General features: G+C 60.8%; 15 protein-coding genes. 6 read left to right on the top strand and 9 right to left on the bottom strand.

Translation table 11 applies throughout. From position 1 onward, the window contains the following. Positions 1-3 precede the first annotated feature (3 nt). From IEV53_RS06130 to IEV53_RS06100, 7 genes are all read right to left on the bottom strand, one after another. The gene (locus IEV53_RS06130; protein WP_188425924.1) at positions 4-1,413 is read right to left on the bottom strand and encodes a cytochrome ubiquinol oxidase subunit I; all 1,410 of its coding nucleotides are present in this window, start codon (positions 1,411-1,413) and stop codon (positions 4-6) included. 84 nt (positions 1,414-1,497) lie between these two features. Beyond that, on the bottom strand, positions 1,498-2,559 hold the full coding sequence (locus tag IEV53_RS06125) for a hypothetical protein (protein ID WP_188425923.1): 1,062 nt from the start codon (positions 2,557-2,559) through the stop codon (positions 1,498-1,500). Between the two features lie 330 nt (positions 2,560-2,889). Then, positions 2,890-3,633, bottom strand: coding sequence for a lysophospholipid acyltransferase family protein (locus IEV53_RS06120; protein ID WP_188425922.1), 744 nt, complete (start codon positions 3,631-3,633; stop codon positions 2,890-2,892). Between the two features lie 232 nt (positions 3,634-3,865). Continuing rightward, positions 3,866-4,456, bottom strand: coding sequence for a YdcF family protein (locus tag IEV53_RS06115; RefSeq protein ID WP_229719706.1), 591 nt, complete (start codon positions 4,454-4,456; stop codon positions 3,866-3,868). Further along, positions 4,453-5,361, bottom strand: a complete 909-nt coding sequence (locus tag IEV53_RS06110) for a cell division protein FtsX (RefSeq protein WP_188425921.1) — start codon at positions 5,359-5,361, stop codon at positions 4,453-4,455. The genes IEV53_RS06115 and IEV53_RS06110 overlap by 4 nt, the downstream gene beginning before the upstream one ends. Continuing rightward, positions 5,358-6,038, bottom strand: a complete 681-nt coding sequence (locus IEV53_RS06105) for a cell division ATP-binding protein FtsE (protein ID WP_188425920.1) — start codon at positions 6,036-6,038, stop codon at positions 5,358-5,360. The genes IEV53_RS06110 and IEV53_RS06105 overlap by 4 nt, the downstream gene beginning before the upstream one ends. Before the next feature lie 36 nt (positions 6,039-6,074). Continuing rightward, complete coding sequence (locus tag IEV53_RS06100) at positions 6,075-6,485, bottom strand: hypothetical protein (RefSeq protein ID WP_188425919.1); 411 nt, start codon at positions 6,483-6,485, stop codon at positions 6,075-6,077. On the opposite strand from IEV53_RS06100, the gene IEV53_RS06095 reads away from it, so the two are divergent. The 6 genes from IEV53_RS06095 (at position 6,484) to IEV53_RS06070 (ending at position 12,909) form a co-directional block, all read left to right on the top strand. Then, a complete protein-coding gene (locus IEV53_RS06095) occupies positions 6,484-6,693 on the top strand; it encodes a hypothetical protein (protein ID WP_188425918.1) in 210 nt (69 codons plus the stop codon). The genes IEV53_RS06100 and IEV53_RS06095 overlap by 2 nt on opposite strands. After that, positions 6,690-8,561 (top strand): response regulator, encoded by a 1,872-nt coding sequence (locus IEV53_RS06090; protein WP_188425917.1) that lies wholly within the window; start codon positions 6,690-6,692, stop codon positions 8,559-8,561. Before IEV53_RS06095 ends, IEV53_RS06090 begins: the two co-directional genes overlap by 4 nt. Next, complete coding sequence (locus tag IEV53_RS06085; RefSeq protein ID WP_229719704.1) at positions 8,558-10,483, top strand: response regulator; 1,926 nt, start codon at positions 8,558-8,560, stop codon at positions 10,481-10,483. Before IEV53_RS06090 ends, IEV53_RS06085 begins: the two co-directional genes overlap by 4 nt. A gap of 88 nt (positions 10,484-10,571) precedes the next feature. Further along, the gene (gene hslV, locus IEV53_RS06080; RefSeq protein ID WP_188425916.1) at positions 10,572-11,150 is read left to right on the top strand and encodes an ATP-dependent protease subunit HslV; all 579 of its coding nucleotides are present in this window, start codon (positions 10,572-10,574) and stop codon (positions 11,148-11,150) included. Then, the gene (gene hslU, locus IEV53_RS06075) at positions 11,150-12,466 is read left to right on the top strand and encodes an ATP-dependent protease ATPase subunit HslU (RefSeq protein WP_188425915.1); all 1,317 of its coding nucleotides are present in this window, start codon (positions 11,150-11,152) and stop codon (positions 12,464-12,466) included. Before hslV ends, hslU begins: the two co-directional genes overlap by 1 nt. After that, positions 12,463-12,909, top strand: a complete 447-nt coding sequence (locus tag IEV53_RS06070) for a SufE family protein (protein ID WP_188425914.1) — start codon at positions 12,463-12,465, stop codon at positions 12,907-12,909. Before hslU ends, IEV53_RS06070 begins: the two co-directional genes overlap by 4 nt. Positions 12,910-12,977: 68 nt before the next feature. Here IEV53_RS06070 and IEV53_RS06065 read toward each other — a convergent pair whose 3' ends face one another. Both IEV53_RS06065 and IEV53_RS06060 read right to left on the bottom strand, forming a co-directional pair. Continuing rightward, positions 12,978-13,220, bottom strand: coding sequence for a hypothetical protein (locus IEV53_RS06065; protein ID WP_188426308.1), 243 nt, complete (start codon positions 13,218-13,220; stop codon positions 12,978-12,980). 156 nt (positions 13,221-13,376) lie between these two features. Further along, positions 13,377-15,797, bottom strand: coding sequence for a glucose/quinate/shikimate family membrane-bound PQQ-dependent dehydrogenase (locus tag IEV53_RS06060; RefSeq protein ID WP_188425913.1), 2,421 nt, complete (start codon positions 15,795-15,797; stop codon positions 13,377-13,379). Positions 15,798-15,974 lie beyond the last annotated feature (177 nt).

Below are 15,974 nucleotides of genomic sequence, written 5' to 3'. Positions count from 1 at the left end.
CGCTTACTCCGCCGGGTGATGAGAAATTTGGGTGATGCCTGCAGCACGGTGCGGCTGATCACGCGGGGGTTCGTGCTCGTCCGAGCTGGGCTCCTTGGCGAAGTCGCGCAGCAGAATGCCGATACCGGCGGTAAACACGATGAAATAGACGATCACGAAGGCGACCATCGATATTTCCATATTCGGCAGCGTCACGGGGGAAACACTGTCGACAGTGCGGAGCAGGCCATAGATTGTGAAAGGCTGACGGCCGACTTCCGTGGTCACCCAGCCGCACAGCAGCGCAATGAACCCGGCCGGCGTCATGAGCAGCGCACCGCGCAGCAGGATCGGGTTGGTGTAGAACCCGCCTTTCCAGCGCAGAAACAGCGAAAAGAAGCCGAGCAGCGCCATGAGGCTGCCAAGGGCCACCATCACGCGGAAGGTGTAGAACACGACGTACATCGGCGCGCGCTGGTCCTTGGGGAAGTCCTTCAGGCCCGGCACCTTGCCATCGAGGCTGTGCGTCAAAATCAGCGAGCCGACGAGCGGAATGCCGATCTTGTAGCGTGTGACCTCGTGTTCCATGTCCGGCACGCCGAAAAGCAGCTCCGGGGCCCGGCTCTCGGACTCCCAGTCACCTTCCATCGCCGCGATCTTGGCTGGCTGGTATTTCAGCGTGTTCAGGCCATGGGCGTCACCAGCCAGAATCTGGAGCGGGGCCACGATGGCGGCCATCCACATGGCCATCGAGAACATGACCTTGACCGCATCGGTCGGCGCGCGGTTCTGGCGCTTGGCCTTGAGCAGATGCCACGCACCAACGCCGCCAACGATGAAGGCCACGCAAAGGAATGCGGCCAGAGCCATGTGCACGAGGCGGAACGGGAAGGACGGGTTGAAGACGATGGCAAACCAGTCAGCCGGCAGGAAGCGACCGGTTGCAGCATCGATCTTGTAGCCCTGCGGCGTCTGCATCCAGGAATTCGAGGCCAGAATCCAGCTCATAGAGATCAGCGTGCCGATCGAGACCATGCAGGTGGCAGCAAAATGCAGATGCTTGCCCACGCGGTTGAGGCCGAACATCATCACGCCAAGAAAGCCTGCTTCAAGGAAGAAAGCCGTCATGACCTCATAGGCAAGCATCGGGCCGAGGATTGGCCCCGCTTTCTGGGAGAATTGCGACCAGTTGGTGCCGAACTCGTAGGACATGACCAGCCCCGAGACGACGCCCATGGCGAAAACGACCGAAAAGACGCGCAGCCAGTATTTGAAAAGGTCGAGATAGACGGGCTTGTCCGTCTTGAGCCACAGGCCTTCTAGCACAGCCAGAAACGCGGCCAGACCGATGGAAAAAGCGGGAAAGACGATATGAAATCCGACGGTAAACGCGAATTGCAATCGTGCAAGGAAGAGGGCACTCAAATCGGGCATTGCAGTGATCCGCGGCCATCAAGGCCAGTCGTGAAGGGGAATTGGAAACAGCATCCGCCATAAGGCGTCAGCTTCCCCTCCGGTTCATCGAGAATGCCCTGTTAATATCGCGAAGATGTGATTTTGCAATGAAATGTCATGGCGGCTCACCGGAAAAGGCAGATCGAGCTGGTCCGGTATCCTTGCCGTTTGTTCATCGAGCGCCTTGAATAGCCTTGCATATTCCGGGTCGATACGGAGCGATTCCGGGGCGTGGGCGATCCCGTAACGAACAAAGCCCTGCAAGCCTGTCAGTTGGGCCCAAAGCGTCCCTTCGCCCTCATGGGAGAGTGTCCCTCTGGCGATGCACGTCAGTGGACCGAGGCTGAAAGACGCCGCCTGAATTAAATAGCGTCCATTTCCCATATCATGGGTCAATTGCGCCCCTGACTCGGGATCATCGCCGTTCAGCGCGGTCACGATGAGATGCAGGTCGCGAGGGGGCGGCAGCAGCGCAAGAAGCGCCTTCAGACGCCCCGGTGACGCGATCACAGCCGCGTCGGGCAGAGCGTGACCGGGCAGGGTCTGGTCGGGAGCCGCGACGTCAGGGGCAAACTGGGGCAGCACTGTTTGCGCGCGCAGGTCGACAGCCCAGGCAGAACTGCCCGGCCCGCTCTGCGTGCCGGGGATCAGCCGCGCCGTCAGGGTCTGGAGCGAGAGCGCTTCGATCCCCTCAATGGGCACCCCGGTAACCGTGACGGTTTCCGAAGCCAGGGTTGCGATGCGCGTCGAGGGGATGAAACGACCATGCAATGCCCCGGTCGTCAGCGAGAGGGTTTCACTCAACCTGACGATCTGCGTTCCTTCCGCGGTGAAGGAAAGCGAGAAGGGATGAACCGGGCTGGTTGCGATGCTGAGCTGCACGCCTGCCCAGAGGCGGCTTTGCGGCCCTGCAAGGATCGGTCGCGTGAAAACGATCTGCGAGCCCCAGGGGCGCCAGAGGACACGCTTTTCCTGCCAGGTGAGGTGCCACCCTCTGGAGTCGAGCTCAGAGGGCAGGGCAGCGAGCTGGCGGTCGAGCCTGACAAGACGCCAAGTGTCTGCACCGATCGCGGCGAGCAGCAAGATCGCAACAGAAAATGCGGCGAAGAAGAGGGGTTTTCTCACTCGAGTAAACCCCCGCGATTACTGCGCAACTCGGGATCTCCACAGGCCGATTTCACACATCTTTCGAGAAAGAGCACAATTTATCCCCAGAGGTGAGACAGAGGATGTGACAGAAAGGAAAAGACTCTTCGACTGGGGGCTATGAAAGCGCAAATGCCTGTGTTAGATGCCGCCTCCGCCCGTCTCTGCCGGGACAATATCGGGACAAAACCCAGCATTTAAGGCGATTGTCCCTTGACTCGCTTTCCGGCCCGCCAGATCAGGCACTTATGGAGCAGGCGGCGTTTTCTCCCCAATCCATACCCCGCTTCCTAACAGGTTAGTCTCTGCTCAGCGAGGCGAGTCCACAGAGTTATCCACAGGGCGTGGCAATCCGTTTTCCACACACAGGGCGTCCCAGGATTTGTAGATCGAGTCGATCAGCGAGAGTCGTCCGGCATTGGCGGGAAGAGGCTTGCCGATGGCGATGACGATCTCGCCGGGGGTCATGACCCAGCCTCGGCGCGGCCAGTGCAATCCGGAATTGGTGGCTACCGGGATCACCGGAGCAGCGGCCTGTTTGGCCAGCGCCACGATCCCGGGCTGCAATGCAGCACGTTCGCCGGGGCGGGTGCGTGTGCCTTCCGGAAAGATCACGATCTGCCGCCCTTCGTCGAAATGCGCCTGGGTTGCCTTCATGAGGGCGCGCAGGGCCTTGGCACCTGCTGCGCGCTCGACAGGCACCATGCCCGAGAGCAGCAGCATCGGACCGATGAAGGGAATTCTGGTGAGTTCCTGCTTGATGACATAGGCTGGGCGCCTAACCAGAACCATCCAGATGAAGCCGTCAAAATAGGCCTGGTGCTGGGATGCGATCAGGCAGGCGCCGTCTGGCAGGTTCTCTGCTCCTGTGATGCGTACGCTGACACCACAGAAGAATTTAAGCCCCTTGAGTGTGAGCGATGACCAGAGCTGCGCATAGCGCAGCGCGGCCTCCTGACGGCGGAGGGCGCGTATCGGCAGCGCGCCCAGCCCCATCACCAGGGTCAGGATCACGAAATAGATGATGAAGAAAAGGGCGCGTATCCGGTTCATGACCTCTCCCAGTGCCGGCTCTGTATCCGATCGTCACCAGCGCCCTTCTCATCTGCGCTGGCTTGCGGGGCAGGCGCACATGGTCTGGATGGGCGTCCCGATCCGGTCGGTCGATTCCGTTCGATCCGAGAAGCTCTAGAGCAACAGGCGCCCTGATGGAATTATGTGCGGGGACGCTCGTGCCGAAAAAGAGGCAATCCTTACGGTCACGCCTCGGGTGTCACTGGTCGCCTTACGCTGGCGGTGTCAGGTTGATCCCGCGTGAGAGGCCGAGATGGGAGCCGATCCATTTCATGTATTCATGAAACAGAAGCCTGAAAGTCGCTCTGTCGGGGCTACGCCTGAGGGCGGGCGAGCGCACCGGAAAAGGATGCAGCACCACACCGGGTGCAGCGCGATGCAGTTCGAGCATGGCGCGCCGGATATGATAGCCCGCCGTGACCACGAGCAGCGAATGGATACCATTCCTGGCAGCCCATTCTGCCGTTTCCGAGCCATTGCCGATTGTCGAAACCGCTCTGCGCCCCAGTGTGATTCGCGAGGCCAGCTCGGAGGTGAGGGTGATGGGGGCATGCTCGGCCAGTTGAGCGAGCGTGGCATGGGGGCCAACACCGGAAATGAGCAGCTTTCTGCCAATGCCCTTGTCGAGCAGTGTAAGCGACGCCTCTATCCGGTCGCGCCCGCCTGTCAGGGCGACGATGCCGTCGCAATGAACCGGCTCGGATAACGGGTGAAGCGCGTCAGCACAGAACCAGGCGAATCCCGCACACCAGGAGAGCGCAAGCACGAGAACCAGAAACGGCAACGCCAGCCAGAACTTCACGGCAGCCTCCGCAACCACAGCCGAACCGTCGAATGAGCGACGGTGAAGCTCAGTAGAGCGACCAGAATCGGTACGCAGGCCAGAGACTGGAACAGCGGTTGCGGCAGGTTGGTCCACACGGAGAGCCACTCAGAAAGGCCTTGAGGCCATAGTGATAGCCCGATGCTGTGCTGATCCATGAAGGGCAGTATGAGCCGGTGCAGAACCGCGAGTGTCGCACCGCCCAGGACCGTGCCGAGCACGCCGCCAGCAAGGCCAAGCCCCGCGCTGCGCCAGGCGATGCGCCGCGCAATCAGGCCGTCACGGGCACCAAAGCCGTGAAGGATCTCGATCGTCCGGCGTCTGGCGATCAGTGTCATGCGCACCGAGAGTGTGGTTACCCCCGCTGTGGCGAAGCCGGCAAGGAGCACCGCCAGCCAGGCACAGGCCTGAAGGCTATGGCCCAGAAGGGTTAGCCTCTCGCCCCATTTGGCATTTTCCTCAAGAATGGCAGAAGGGGCGACCGTGTCGAGTATGGCAGGCAGGTCGGTGGCCGGCGCTCCGTCCTTGCGCGTGACAGCCAAAACGACTGGCAGATCCGACAGCTCACCCTGCATTGCTCCAAGCCATGGGCGCAAAATGGCGCGAATCTGCGCTTCCGGCAGGGTTTCGACGAGCGCAATGCCCGGATCGCTCTGTAAAACGGCGCTCAGCTTTTTCGCCGTTTCTCCGGCATCGCCCGTAAAGTCAGGTATTTCGATCGTGACATGATGCGCTGCGCCATTTTCCCATTCTCGCGAGAGGCTGCGGGCGGCATTCCATCCACCGAGCGCGAGGGCAGCAATGGCGGCAACGGCCGCAATGACCGGAATCAGCCCATGGTCGCGCCTGCCGAGATGCAGGCCATCGGGGAGGACGCGCCTCATCGCGCCGCCACTCCTGCAAGACGGCCATTTTTCAGCGCGATGCAGGGGTGGTTCACGGCACGAAGCAGGGCTTCATTATGGGTCGCGACAATGACGGTTGTGCCTGACCGGCTCAGGGCCTGCAGAGCGTCGACAAGCTGCCAGCTCTGCTCTTCGGCAAGGGCGTTTGTGGGCTCGTCGGCAAGAAGGAGAGAGGGCCGCATGACAAGCGCACGCGCAATGGCCACACGTTGACGCTCGCCGCCGGAGAGCTGGTCAGGCAGGCTGCTTTTCTTGCCACCCAGGCCAAGCCAGTCGAGAATGGAGACGATCTCGCTTTCGATCGCCTCAAATCTGGCGCCTGCCAGTCGCAGGGGAAGCGCAATATTGTCGAAGACATCCAGCTCTGAAAGAAGGCGGAGATCCTGCGGGATAAAGCCGATCTTCTGCCGTAGCTGGGCGCGTTGTCGCCGTTTGGCGCTTTTGACATCGACACCCAGTATCTCGGCGTGCCCCTCACAGGGCAGGGATTCCAGATGCATCAGTCTCAGGAGGCTCGACTTGCCGGCGCCGGATGGGCCGGTCAGCCAATGGAAACTGCCCTGGGGGATATCGAGGGTTATCCCCTCCAGGACCGGGCGCCCCTGGGCCCGGCGGCCTCTTTCATGCCGATAGCTCACATTGCGAAACCGGATCATGAACGGCCCTGGATCATGAACGTCTCGTGTGGAAAATCACATATTCCGGGCAGCGACGGCGGAAATCGTCGCGCCGACTGCGGCGATGGCCATCAGCAGGAAACCATCAAAAATCAGACCACCCGGTGTCATGACATGGCTGCCGATTGTCAGATGGTCAGGAATGCTGCCGACCACATGATTCATGACATCCTGTGCCTGCGGATCGGTTGAGGCGCTACCCGTGGTGATGGCCGCGAGCGCACGGGGGAGGGCCATCCAGCCAATGCCGAGCACAAGGCAGAGCGGTGCCAGAACCTCAGCCACCTGCTGGGCGAAGTAGAAGACAAAATGGCAGATTGCCCAGAATGTCGTGCGGATAAAGCCGAGTCCCGTGGACCGGCGGGTCTCACGATCTTCGCTTGCCTGGGCCAGACGTGACAGGGAAGGGCGGGACGGAGCTTCCATGGGGCGCTTTCAGCTTGTCGTAACGGGCACGGGAAAATATGGCGTCCAGTCGAAGCTGGCTACATTGTCTGTCGTTGAGGTAGCTGTCGGCGCGCCGAAATGCAATGATTGGCAAAAGCCGATCCTGACAATCACCCATTCCAGACCTTGCACGGTCACAGTCGTTCCTTGTGGCGTGCATGATATGATGGACCCCGATACTGTATGACCCTTTCAGACACGCAACTTCCCCTGATTCTTATTGTCGAGGAATCCGACAGCCAGGCACAGGCTCTGATCTCGTTGCTCGACAACGCAGGTTTTGCCGTCCGGCGCGTGGCTAGTGGTGAAGAAGCGCTCTCCTGCCTCGATAGCGGTCTGCCTGATCTGGTCGTTTCCGATTATCATCTGCCGGGCATGAATGGCGGGCAGATGGCGCGGCAGTTCCGCATGAACGCCCAGACACGTTCGATCCCGATCCTGATGCTCACCGAAGACGAGGCCCCGGGTCTTGAGCGCGAGGGGCTCGAAAGCGGGGCGGATGCTTATATCTCGAAATCCGCCCATCCCGATTTGCTGGTATTGCGCATCAGGGCTCTGCTGCGCGAGGGATCCGATTTTCTGCAGGCGGAAGAGGCCGGGCGTTTCAGGCGCGCGCGCATCGTCATCGTCACCAGTCCACGAAGCGACGATTGCGAGGAAGAAACCAGCGAGAACGCCAATTGGGCGCGCGATGCCGCAGGGGCTTCCCTTGGTGAATTGCTCTGGCGTGATGGACATACAGTTACCACGGTTACAGCGTCTAGCGAGCTGATCAACGGGGCATGGCTTGGGGGAGAAGAGGGGCCCGATTGCCTCGTGCTCGATCTCACCTCGCGCCTGCTCGATGGGGTCAATTTCTGTCGGCGTCTCGATGCGCGTCGTCAGGATGTGCTTGAGGCCGGCGGAACGTCTTTTCGCATTCTTGGCATTGTCGATGCGGATCGGTTCCGGCGTCATTCTGCGGCGGATCTGTTCGATGCCGGGCTCGATGATCTTGTGCCCAGTGATATCGCGCCGGATGTGCTCGCCTTGCGTATCAGGGTGCTGGTGCGTCGGAAGCTTGCCCAGGACGAGATCAGGCAGCAGGAAATCAAGCGTCAGGTGCGCGAGGTCGCGTTGCAGACCGCCCAGAGCGAGGCACGGGCCATTGCGGCGAAAGCGGCCATGGCGGAGGCACTGGCTCATGCCAATGCGGAGCTCGCCGATGCCAATGCACGGTTGATTGAAACGCAGGCGAAGCTCGTTCAGACTGCCAAGATGGCGTCGCTCGGTGAACTGGTGGCCGGTATCGCGCATGAGATCAACAACCCGCTCGCGTTCACGCTGGCGCATGAGGAGACGATAGCGCGTGCCCTTCGCAAGCTGATCGACACGGAAGGACCGCTTCAGCCGTCCCAGCTCACCTTGCTTGAAAAATGCGCCAATCGTATCGGGGCGATGCGTCTTGGCCTGCAGCGCATCCAGAATCTTGTCCTTAGCCTGCGCCGCTTTTCCCGCCTCGACGAGAGCGCGTTTCAGGATACGGATGTGGTCGAGGCAATCGACACGGCGCTGGCGCTACTCGCCCATAAATTTGGACGCGAAATTACGGTCGAGCGGCATTTGACCGCGCCGCGTATGCTGGTCTGTCAGCCAGCCCTGCTGCATCAGGTCGTTATGAATATCGTGAGTAATGCAGCCGATGCCATCCGGTCACGCGCCGAAGTCGAAGGGCTCGAGCCCGGGGCGCCGAGCGGCAAGATCGTGATTGAGACGGAGCTCAGGCAGAATGAACAGGGCGCGAATTACGTGATCAGCGTGGCGGATGACGGCCCTGGTGTGCCGGCTGATTTGCGCGCCAGGGTCTTTGAGCCTTTCTTTACTACCAAGCCGGTAGGAATGGGGACGGGTCTCGGATTGGCAATTGCCTATGGCGTTATCGAGGCTCATGGAGGCTCGATTGATATTGAAGATGCCAATCTCGATGGCGGTCATGGAGTAGGGGCGTGTTTCACACTTTCCGTTCCTGTGCGATTGACCCCTACCGGCCCGGTTACGATAGGACGCAGCGCATGAAACGCACAGAGATGTCTGTCCCGTACGGGCGCAGCCGTATTCTTATCGTTGATGACGAGGCGGAAATCCTCGTGGCGCTGACGGACCTGCTGGAAGACGAATTCGATATCCTGTCGAGCACGGATCCTGTCGAAGCGTTGAGTTTTCTGCAGAAATCGCCCGATATTGCCGTGATCGTCTCCGATCAGCGCATGCCGAACATGACGGGCGATGTGCTGCTCAGCAAGGCGCGCGAATTTTCGGACGCACGCGGGATTCTTCTGACCGGCTACGCCGATCTGGCGGCGGTCGTTGCCGCCCTCAATCAGGGACGCATCCAGTTTTACGCCCATAAGCCGTGGGAGTCCGACTCGCTACGCGCAATGGTGCGTGAGGTGGCCGCTCATCACAGGCTTGAGCGAGCGCTGATGACCGAGCGCGTGCTGCTGCATGGCGCGATGGAATCCGTGCCTATGAATGTCGTGTTTTCGGAAGCCGATGGCACGGTGCTGCGCCATAATTTCGACGTCGATGCCCCCGTCAACGCACGGGGCGATATCGAGGAGGATACGCTTTTCGATGAAGCGCTTCGCCCCGAGATATCGGCCATGCGCGAGGAGGCAAAGGAGCGTGACGAGGTGATGCGTCTCGTACCCGAGACGACACCGGCAGGCGTGCGCTGGCACGAGATATCCCGTCAGACGCTACCCTGGCCACGCAATGCCTCAGGCGTGCCCTATCCTTCGGCGCAACGATGGCAGCTCAGCCTGGACAGGGACGTGACCGAGCGTCTGGCCATGGAAGAGCGCCTGCGTCAGGATGACAAGATGCATGCGCTTGGCACTCTGGCTGGCGGTATCGCGCATGATTTCAACAATCTGCTGACCGCCATGCTGGGATCGCTTGAATTGCTGCAGGATATGACGCCTGCCAGCGACCCGATGGTGACCAAACTTTTCGATAATGCACTCGACTCGGCGCGTCGGGGCACCGTGCTGACTCGACGCCTGCTGGAGTTCGGTCGTCCCAAGCCGGTGGCGCTCAAGCCTGTGGATCTGGTCGAGCTGATCTGGAGCATGCGCGACCTGATCGTGCAGAGCCTCAGCCGCCCCAGCGACCTGCGTGGCGAGACGGGGCGGTGCACGCTGGACCTCGATGCCGTACCGCGTGATCTGCCAGTTGCGCCCGTGCTCAGCGATTCGGGGCAGCTGGAAATGGCGTTGCTCAACCTGTGTATCAATGCGCGCGATGCGATGCCCAAGGGAGGGACGATCAGTATCCGCCTTGCCAGCGAGACCAATGCGGCAGGGGCTCCATGCGTCATCCTTACGGTGGAAGATCAGGGCTGCGGGATGCCGCCGGAAGTCGTGCGTCGTATCTTCGAGCCTTTCTTCACCACCAAGGGGCTTGGAAGCGGAACGGGTCTTGGTCTCTCGACCATCTATGGGTTCCTGCAGCGCAGTGGCGGCGACATCCGTGTGGAAAGCGTTCCCGATCGTGGCACGAGCATGATCGTGACACTGCCCGTCTGTGCGCCCGAAAGAGAGGATGGGGCCGTTCCCGACAGGGCAGAGACGCAGCCCTCCAGGCCCTTGCGTATTCTGTTGGCGGATGATGAGCCCGGTGTCCGACTCGTCACCGCGCAGTTCCTGACACAGGATGGTCATCATGTTGTCAGCGTGCCCGATGGCGCCGACGTGATCAGCTATCTCGAAAAGGGTGACCCAGTCGATCTGGTCGTGCTCGATCTTCTCATGCCCGGCATGGGTGGGCGGGAATGCGGGCTGATCGTGGCGGCGCGTTATCCTGACCTGCCGGTGCTTTATGTCAGTGGCTATGCCGATCCGCAGAATCTGCCTGCGCAGGCCTTCGTGCTCGGCAAGCCTTTCACCCCGCAGGAATTGCGTGAGGCGATCTGCACGACAATGCGCAAGCGAGGCTGAGGCGTAGCATCTGACAGCGCCGTGCAGTCGTGCCGTCAGAAGAGGTTTCGATCTTGTCTGACGGCGCATACGGCTTATGTGAAGGAGCATGCAGAACTCATCTTCTCCCCATGACCCTGTTGGCTGGCATGGCACCACCATCCTCTGTGTTCGTCGTGATGGTCAGGTGGCCATGGCGGGTGACGGGCAGGTGACGCTTGGCCAGACTGTCATCAAGGGCAATGCCCGCAAGGTCCGGCGTATTGGCCCGAAAGGTGCCATTCTGGCTGGTTTCGCCGGTGCGACGGCCGATGCCTTCACGCTGCTCGAACGTCTCGAAGCCAAGCTTGAGCGTTATCCTGACCAGCTCGAACGCGCCTGTGTGGATCTGGCCAAGGACTGGCGGACCGATCGCTATCTGCGTCGGCTTGAAGCCATGATGGCAGTAGCTGATGCGCATCGCTCTTTCACCCTTACTGGCAATGGCGATGTTCTGGAGCCTGAAGACGGCATCATCGCTATTGGCTCCGGGGGCAATTATGCCCTGTCGGCGGCGCGTGCCCTGATCGATATCGAGGGGCTGACAGCTGAGGATGTGGCGCGCAAGGCCATGAGAATTGCAGGCGATATCTGTGTTTACACCAACCACTCCGTTCGGGTGGAACTGCTCGGCGGGGAGACGCTCTGATGGAAATTCCGAATTACTCGCCGCGCGAGATCGTTTCCGAGCTTGATCGCTTCATCATCGGGCAGAACGAGGCCAAGCGTGCCGTGGCCATTGCCATGCGTAATCGCTGGCGCCGGGCGCAGCTTGCTGACGGGCTGCGTGAAGAGGTCGTGCCCAAAAACATCCTGATGATCGGCCCGACCGGTTGCGGCAAGACCGAAATTGCCCGCCGACTGGCCCGTCTCGCGCAATCGCCTTTTCTGAAGGTCGAGGCCACGAAATTCACCGAGGTCGGCTATGTCGGTCGTGATGTGGAATCGATCGTGCGCGATCTGGTCGAAGTCTCGCTGACCATGCTGCGCGAAGCGCGGCGCAAGGATGTGAATGCCAAGGCCGAACTGGCTGCCGAGGCACGCCTTATCGATGCTATGACGGGCGAGGGTGCTTCGGCTGACACCAAGACCAAGTTCCGCCAGATGCTGCGCAATGGGAAACTCGAGGACAAGGAAATCGAGATTCAGGTCGGTCGCGAGGCGGGCCCGGGCGACATGCCGGAAATGGCAGGCGGTACCGTCATGAATGCGGCGGCCTTCGGCGATCTGATGAAAAATCTGATGAATCGCTCGCCGCAGAAGCGTCGTCTGACCATTGAGGCCGCGCGTATGCTGCTGATCCGCGAGGAGGCCGACCGGCTGGTCGACAGCGACGCCCTGACTCAGGACGCCGTGCGCCACGCGCAGGATCACGGCATCGTCTTTCTCGATGAAATCGACAAGGTCTGCGCCCGCTCCGGCGAGGGCGGGGGGCGCAGTGGCGATATTTCTCGTGAAGGCGTCCAGCGCGATCTGCTGCCGCTGATCGAGGGCACGACGGTCACCACCAAATATGGTCCGGTCAAGACGGATCATATCCTCTTTATCGCCTCCGGGGCGTTCCACCTGGCGAAGCCCTCCGATCTGCTGCCTGAACTGCAGGGGCGTCTGCCGATCCGTGTAGAGCTGGCGGGTCTCACCCGTGATGATCTCAAGCGTATCCTGCTCGAACCGGAGCACTCGCTGCTCAAGCAATATGTGTCGCTGCTGGGCACCGAGAAGGTAACCCTGATTTTTGAGGACGGCGCTGTCGAAGCGCTGGCCGAGCTGGCTGCGGACATCAATGAGCGCGTCGAGAATATCGGTGCCAGACGTCTGGCAACGGTGATGGAGCGCCTGTTGGAAGATATCTCGTTCCGCGCTTCCGATTGTGGTGGTGAAACGATTACCGTCACAGCGCAGGATGTTCAGGAGCGTGTGGCTCCCCTTGCCAGCAAGGGCGATCTGAGCAGGTTCATCCTGTGAGCGGCGCGGTTCTGGCACCGTGGGTGCAGCCGGTCGACGGGTCGGCAGAAGAGGCCATTGCCGCGATCAGCGACGAACTGGCCATGTTCGACGACTGGATGGATCGTTACGAATATATCATCGAGATGGGGCGCGGATTGCCGGGTTTTCCTGCCGAGTGGCAGAATGACTCCCATCGCGTGCCGGGTTGCCAGAGCCAGGTATGGCTGGAGGCGCATGAGGCTGATGGCAGGCTGTATTTTGCCGGAGCCTCGGACGCCGCTATCGTGAGCGGGCTCGTTGCGCTTTTGCTGCGTGTCTATTCAGGACGCAGCAAGGCCGAGATCGAGGCAACAGATCCGAAATTCCTGCATGATCTGGGATTGGTGAAAGCGCTCTCGACAAACAGGGGCAATGGTGTGGAAGCCATGGCGCAGGCGATACGCGCCCGCGCCCGTGCCTGAACGAGAAAAGACCCGGCATTGCCGGGTCTTTTTGTTTTTGGTCCGATAAAGACGCTTTCGCGTCCGGGTCAGTTCTTGCCGGGCGCGCCATCGGCGGGCGTTGCTGCCGGGGCCGCCTTGGTATCGTCCTTAGCGGCAGTATCAGCCTTGCACTTCGTGAACTTGCCTTTGGCGTCACGACATTTCTCAGCCTTTGGCTTCTCGCATTTCGTGAATTTGCCCGTGGTGGCGTCACGACAGGGCTTGGCATAGGCGACTGGTGCAGCGATCGCGCCGCACAGAAGGGTCAGGGCGAGAAATCCACGGAGCATGGCTCATTTCCTTCGTTTGAGAGTGTTGAAACACTCTGACATTATTTGCGCAGGTGCAAGGGTTTTTGCCTGCGTCACAAAACCCTTCCGTCCCGACGAGCAGACACAAAAAAACCCGCCAGAAGGCGGGTTTTTCCGTTGGTCTGCTGAACCGGATCAGTTCGGCAGAGCGTAGGCGATGACGTAATCGCCCATCTTGGTGCCGAACGAACCATGGCCGCCAGCATAGGTCACGATGTACTGCTTGCCATTGACAGAGTAGCTCATCGGGGTGGACTGGCCACCAGCGGGCAGACGGTCCTGCCACAGTGTCTTGCCGGTCGTGACGTCATAGGCGCGGATGTAGAAATCCAGCGTCGAGGTCAGGAAGGCGACGTTGCCAGCCGTGGTGAGCGGGCCACCGAGGCTCGGCACGCCGATCTTCAGCGGCGGAAGCTGCACGGGCAGCGAGCTGCTGTAAAGACTGTCACGCAGCGTGCCATTGCGGTGCTGCCAGATGACCTTGTTGGTGCGCAGGTCGATACCGGCCATGTAGCCCCACGGCGGACGCTTGCACGGGATGGGCAGACCCAGCTTGGTGGTGATGGGGTTCAGGAACGGGCTGAGCATGACGGCATAAGGTGCGCCGTAGTTATGCTGTAGACCGGTCTCGCCACCGGAACCCTTTCTGTTGCCATCTTCCGGCCAGAGCGGGTTACCCGGACCACGGGGAACGAGCTTCGACACGAAGGGCAGGGCGATCGGGTTGGAAATGGCGATCTGACGCTGCGGATCGACCGCAAGGCCACCCCACTCGAAGATACCGAGATTGCCCGGGAAGATAAGCGAGCCGCGTTCTGAAGGGGCAGTGAACGTGCCCTTGTAGTCGAGCTGATGGAATGCCACGCGGCAGATCAGCTGGTCGAACACGGTGCCGCCCCACATATCCTTGCCCGTCAGCAGGGCCTTGGGACGAAGGGTCAGGTCAGAGAAGGGCTGGGTCGGTGCGACGTGATCGCCCTTGACCACGTCCTGGGGAACCGGAAGTTCGGGAGCAGGCACGACCAGCTTGCCGTCACGACGATCGAGCACGAACACATTGCCCGTCTTGGCCGGCGCGTAGATGGTCGGGATGACGGTGCCATCCTTCTGCGTGATGTCCACAAGGCTCATCTGGGCCGGCAGATCCATGTCCCACAGGTCGTGGTGAACGGTCTGGTAGCTCCAGGCCAGCTTGCCGGTATCCGCATGAAGGGCGAGAATGGCCGAGGCATAACGCTCTGCGTCAGGCGTACGGTTGCCGCCCCACTGGTCAGGCGTCTGCACACCGGTCGGGATGTAGACGAGACCCAGATTGGCGTCATAGGACGCGGTGATCCAGGAATTGGGCGAGTTGGCGACGTATTTGTGGTCACCCGCCGGCATTTCGTTCGGATCGGGGTTGGACGGGTCGAATACCCAGACCAGCTTGCCGGTGAACAGATCGAATGCGCGTGTGACACCTGACGGCTCCTTGGTGGATCCGTTATCGGTCACGGCACCGGAGACGATGACAACCTTGTCGGTCACGACCGGAGGCGATGTCGGCTCATAGCCGCCAACATGGTCATACGGCATGAAGGGCGTGCGCAGATCGATTTCGCCATTCTTGCCGAAGCTCGGGCAGGCCTTGCCTGTCTGGGCGTCGACGGCAAACATGCGACCATCATTGACCGGAAGGAAGAGGCGCTCATGGCACTCATCCGGCGCGGGCGTCCCATCGGACGTCACGGCGCTGGCGTCGGACTTGTGATAGGTCACGCCACGGCAGGTGAGATGCTGGAAGCCGGGGTTGACGTAGAGATGGGGGTCAAACACCCATTTCGTCTTGCCGGTTGCACCGTCGACAGCCCAGAGCTTCTGGTGAAGCGAGCAGAAATACAGCGTGCCGTCGACTGCCAGCGGTGTGGCTTCGTTGGTGGCTTCGCCCGGATCGTTCGGCCCCTTCAGGTCGCCCGTGCGCAGGGTCCAGGCAACCTTGAGCTTGCTCACATTGTCCGAGTTGATCTGCGTCAGCGGCGAGAAACGATCGCCATACTGGGTACGGCCATAGGCATGCCAGTCACCATCGGGCACCTGCGACGCATCGCTGCCTGCAGCGGCGATCTTGTCTGTCGGCAGGTTGCCTTCCTTGTCGCCCGGGTCCTGCACGAACGCGACGATCACGACGATCAGGGCGAGAAGAACGCTGCCGGCGAGGGGGAAGGTGGCCAGGCGGCTCGTGGTGATCTGCCGGCTGACGAAGGGCAGAAGCAGCCAGATGCCGAGGATGACGATGACGTCACCGCGGGGGACGAGAGACCAGAAATCGATGCCGATTTCGCCAATCGCCCAGGCAAGGGAGCCGAGGATGATAAGGGTGTAGAGCCAAAAAGCCGCAGGGCGGCCGGTCCAGACAAGATACGCGGTGGCCAGAAGGGCTATACCGCAGACTGCATAATAAGGGGTGTCGCCATAGCTCAGGAGCCAGACACCGCCGAGTGTCAGATAGATGCCAACGAGGGCAAATATGACGGCGGTGAGGGCTGCCCAGAACCGCGGCCGGGAAACCGTGTTCATGCGTCGTCCTATATGAGGTTTCGTGGTCGGAAACGTTGTGAAAAGAGACCGCGTGGTAAAAGGCGCAAATGTTGATCTACGTCAAGAACGTCCCACATCATGGTTAAGGTCCCGTCTAACCTAAAGTAAATGTTTATGCGCGTTAAAACGGGTTGTGCGAAGGCAGGATATCCTATA

The organism is Asaia siamensis (genome assembly GCF_014635085.1).
GTDB classification, from domain to species: Bacteria; Pseudomonadota; Alphaproteobacteria; order Acetobacterales; family Acetobacteraceae; genus Asaia; species Asaia siamensis.
The sequence above is the reverse complement of the archived record's forward strand: the minus strand, read 5'-3'. Positions and strand labels throughout refer to the sequence as shown.

What these genes read in the sequence shown, in the direction of transcription:
- IEV53_RS06130 (WP_188425924.1), bottom strand. Translation starts at nt 1,413, where the DNA reads ATGCCCGATTTGAGTGCCCTCTTCCTTGCACGATTGCAATTCGCGTTT.
- IEV53_RS06120 (WP_188425922.1), bottom strand. Translation starts at nt 3,633, where the DNA reads ATGAACCGGATACGCGCCCTTTTCTTCATCATCTATTTCGTGATCCTG.
- IEV53_RS06110 (WP_188425921.1), bottom strand. Translation starts at nt 5,361, where the DNA reads ATGAGGCGCGTCCTCCCCGATGGCCTGCATCTCGGCAGGCGCGACCAT.
- IEV53_RS06105 (WP_188425920.1), bottom strand. Translation starts at nt 6,038, where the DNA reads ATGATCCGGTTTCGCAATGTGAGCTATCGGCATGAAAGAGGCCGCCGG.
- IEV53_RS06095 (WP_188425918.1), top strand. Translation starts at nt 6,484, where the DNA reads ATGGGGCGCTTTCAGCTTGTCGTAACGGGCACGGGAAAATATGGCGTC.
- IEV53_RS06100 (WP_188425919.1), bottom strand. Translation starts at nt 6,485, where the DNA reads ATGGAAGCTCCGTCCCGCCCTTCCCTGTCACGTCTGGCCCAGGCAAGC.
- IEV53_RS06090 (WP_188425917.1), top strand. Translation starts at nt 6,690, where the DNA reads ATGACCCTTTCAGACACGCAACTTCCCCTGATTCTTATTGTCGAGGAA.
- IEV53_RS06085 (WP_229719704.1), top strand. Translation starts at nt 8,558, where the DNA reads ATGAAACGCACAGAGATGTCTGTCCCGTACGGGCGCAGCCGTATTCTT.
- hslV (WP_188425916.1), top strand. Translation starts at nt 10,572, where the DNA reads ATGCAGAACTCATCTTCTCCCCATGACCCTGTTGGCTGGCATGGCACC.
- hslU (WP_188425915.1), top strand. Translation starts at nt 11,150, where the DNA reads ATGGAAATTCCGAATTACTCGCCGCGCGAGATCGTTTCCGAGCTTGAT.
- IEV53_RS06065 (WP_188426308.1), bottom strand. Translation starts at nt 13,220, where the DNA reads ATGCTCCGTGGATTTCTCGCCCTGACCCTTCTGTGCGGCGCGATCGCT.
- IEV53_RS06060 (WP_188425913.1), bottom strand. Translation starts at nt 15,797, where the DNA reads ATGAACACGGTTTCCCGGCCGCGGTTCTGGGCAGCCCTCACCGCCGTC.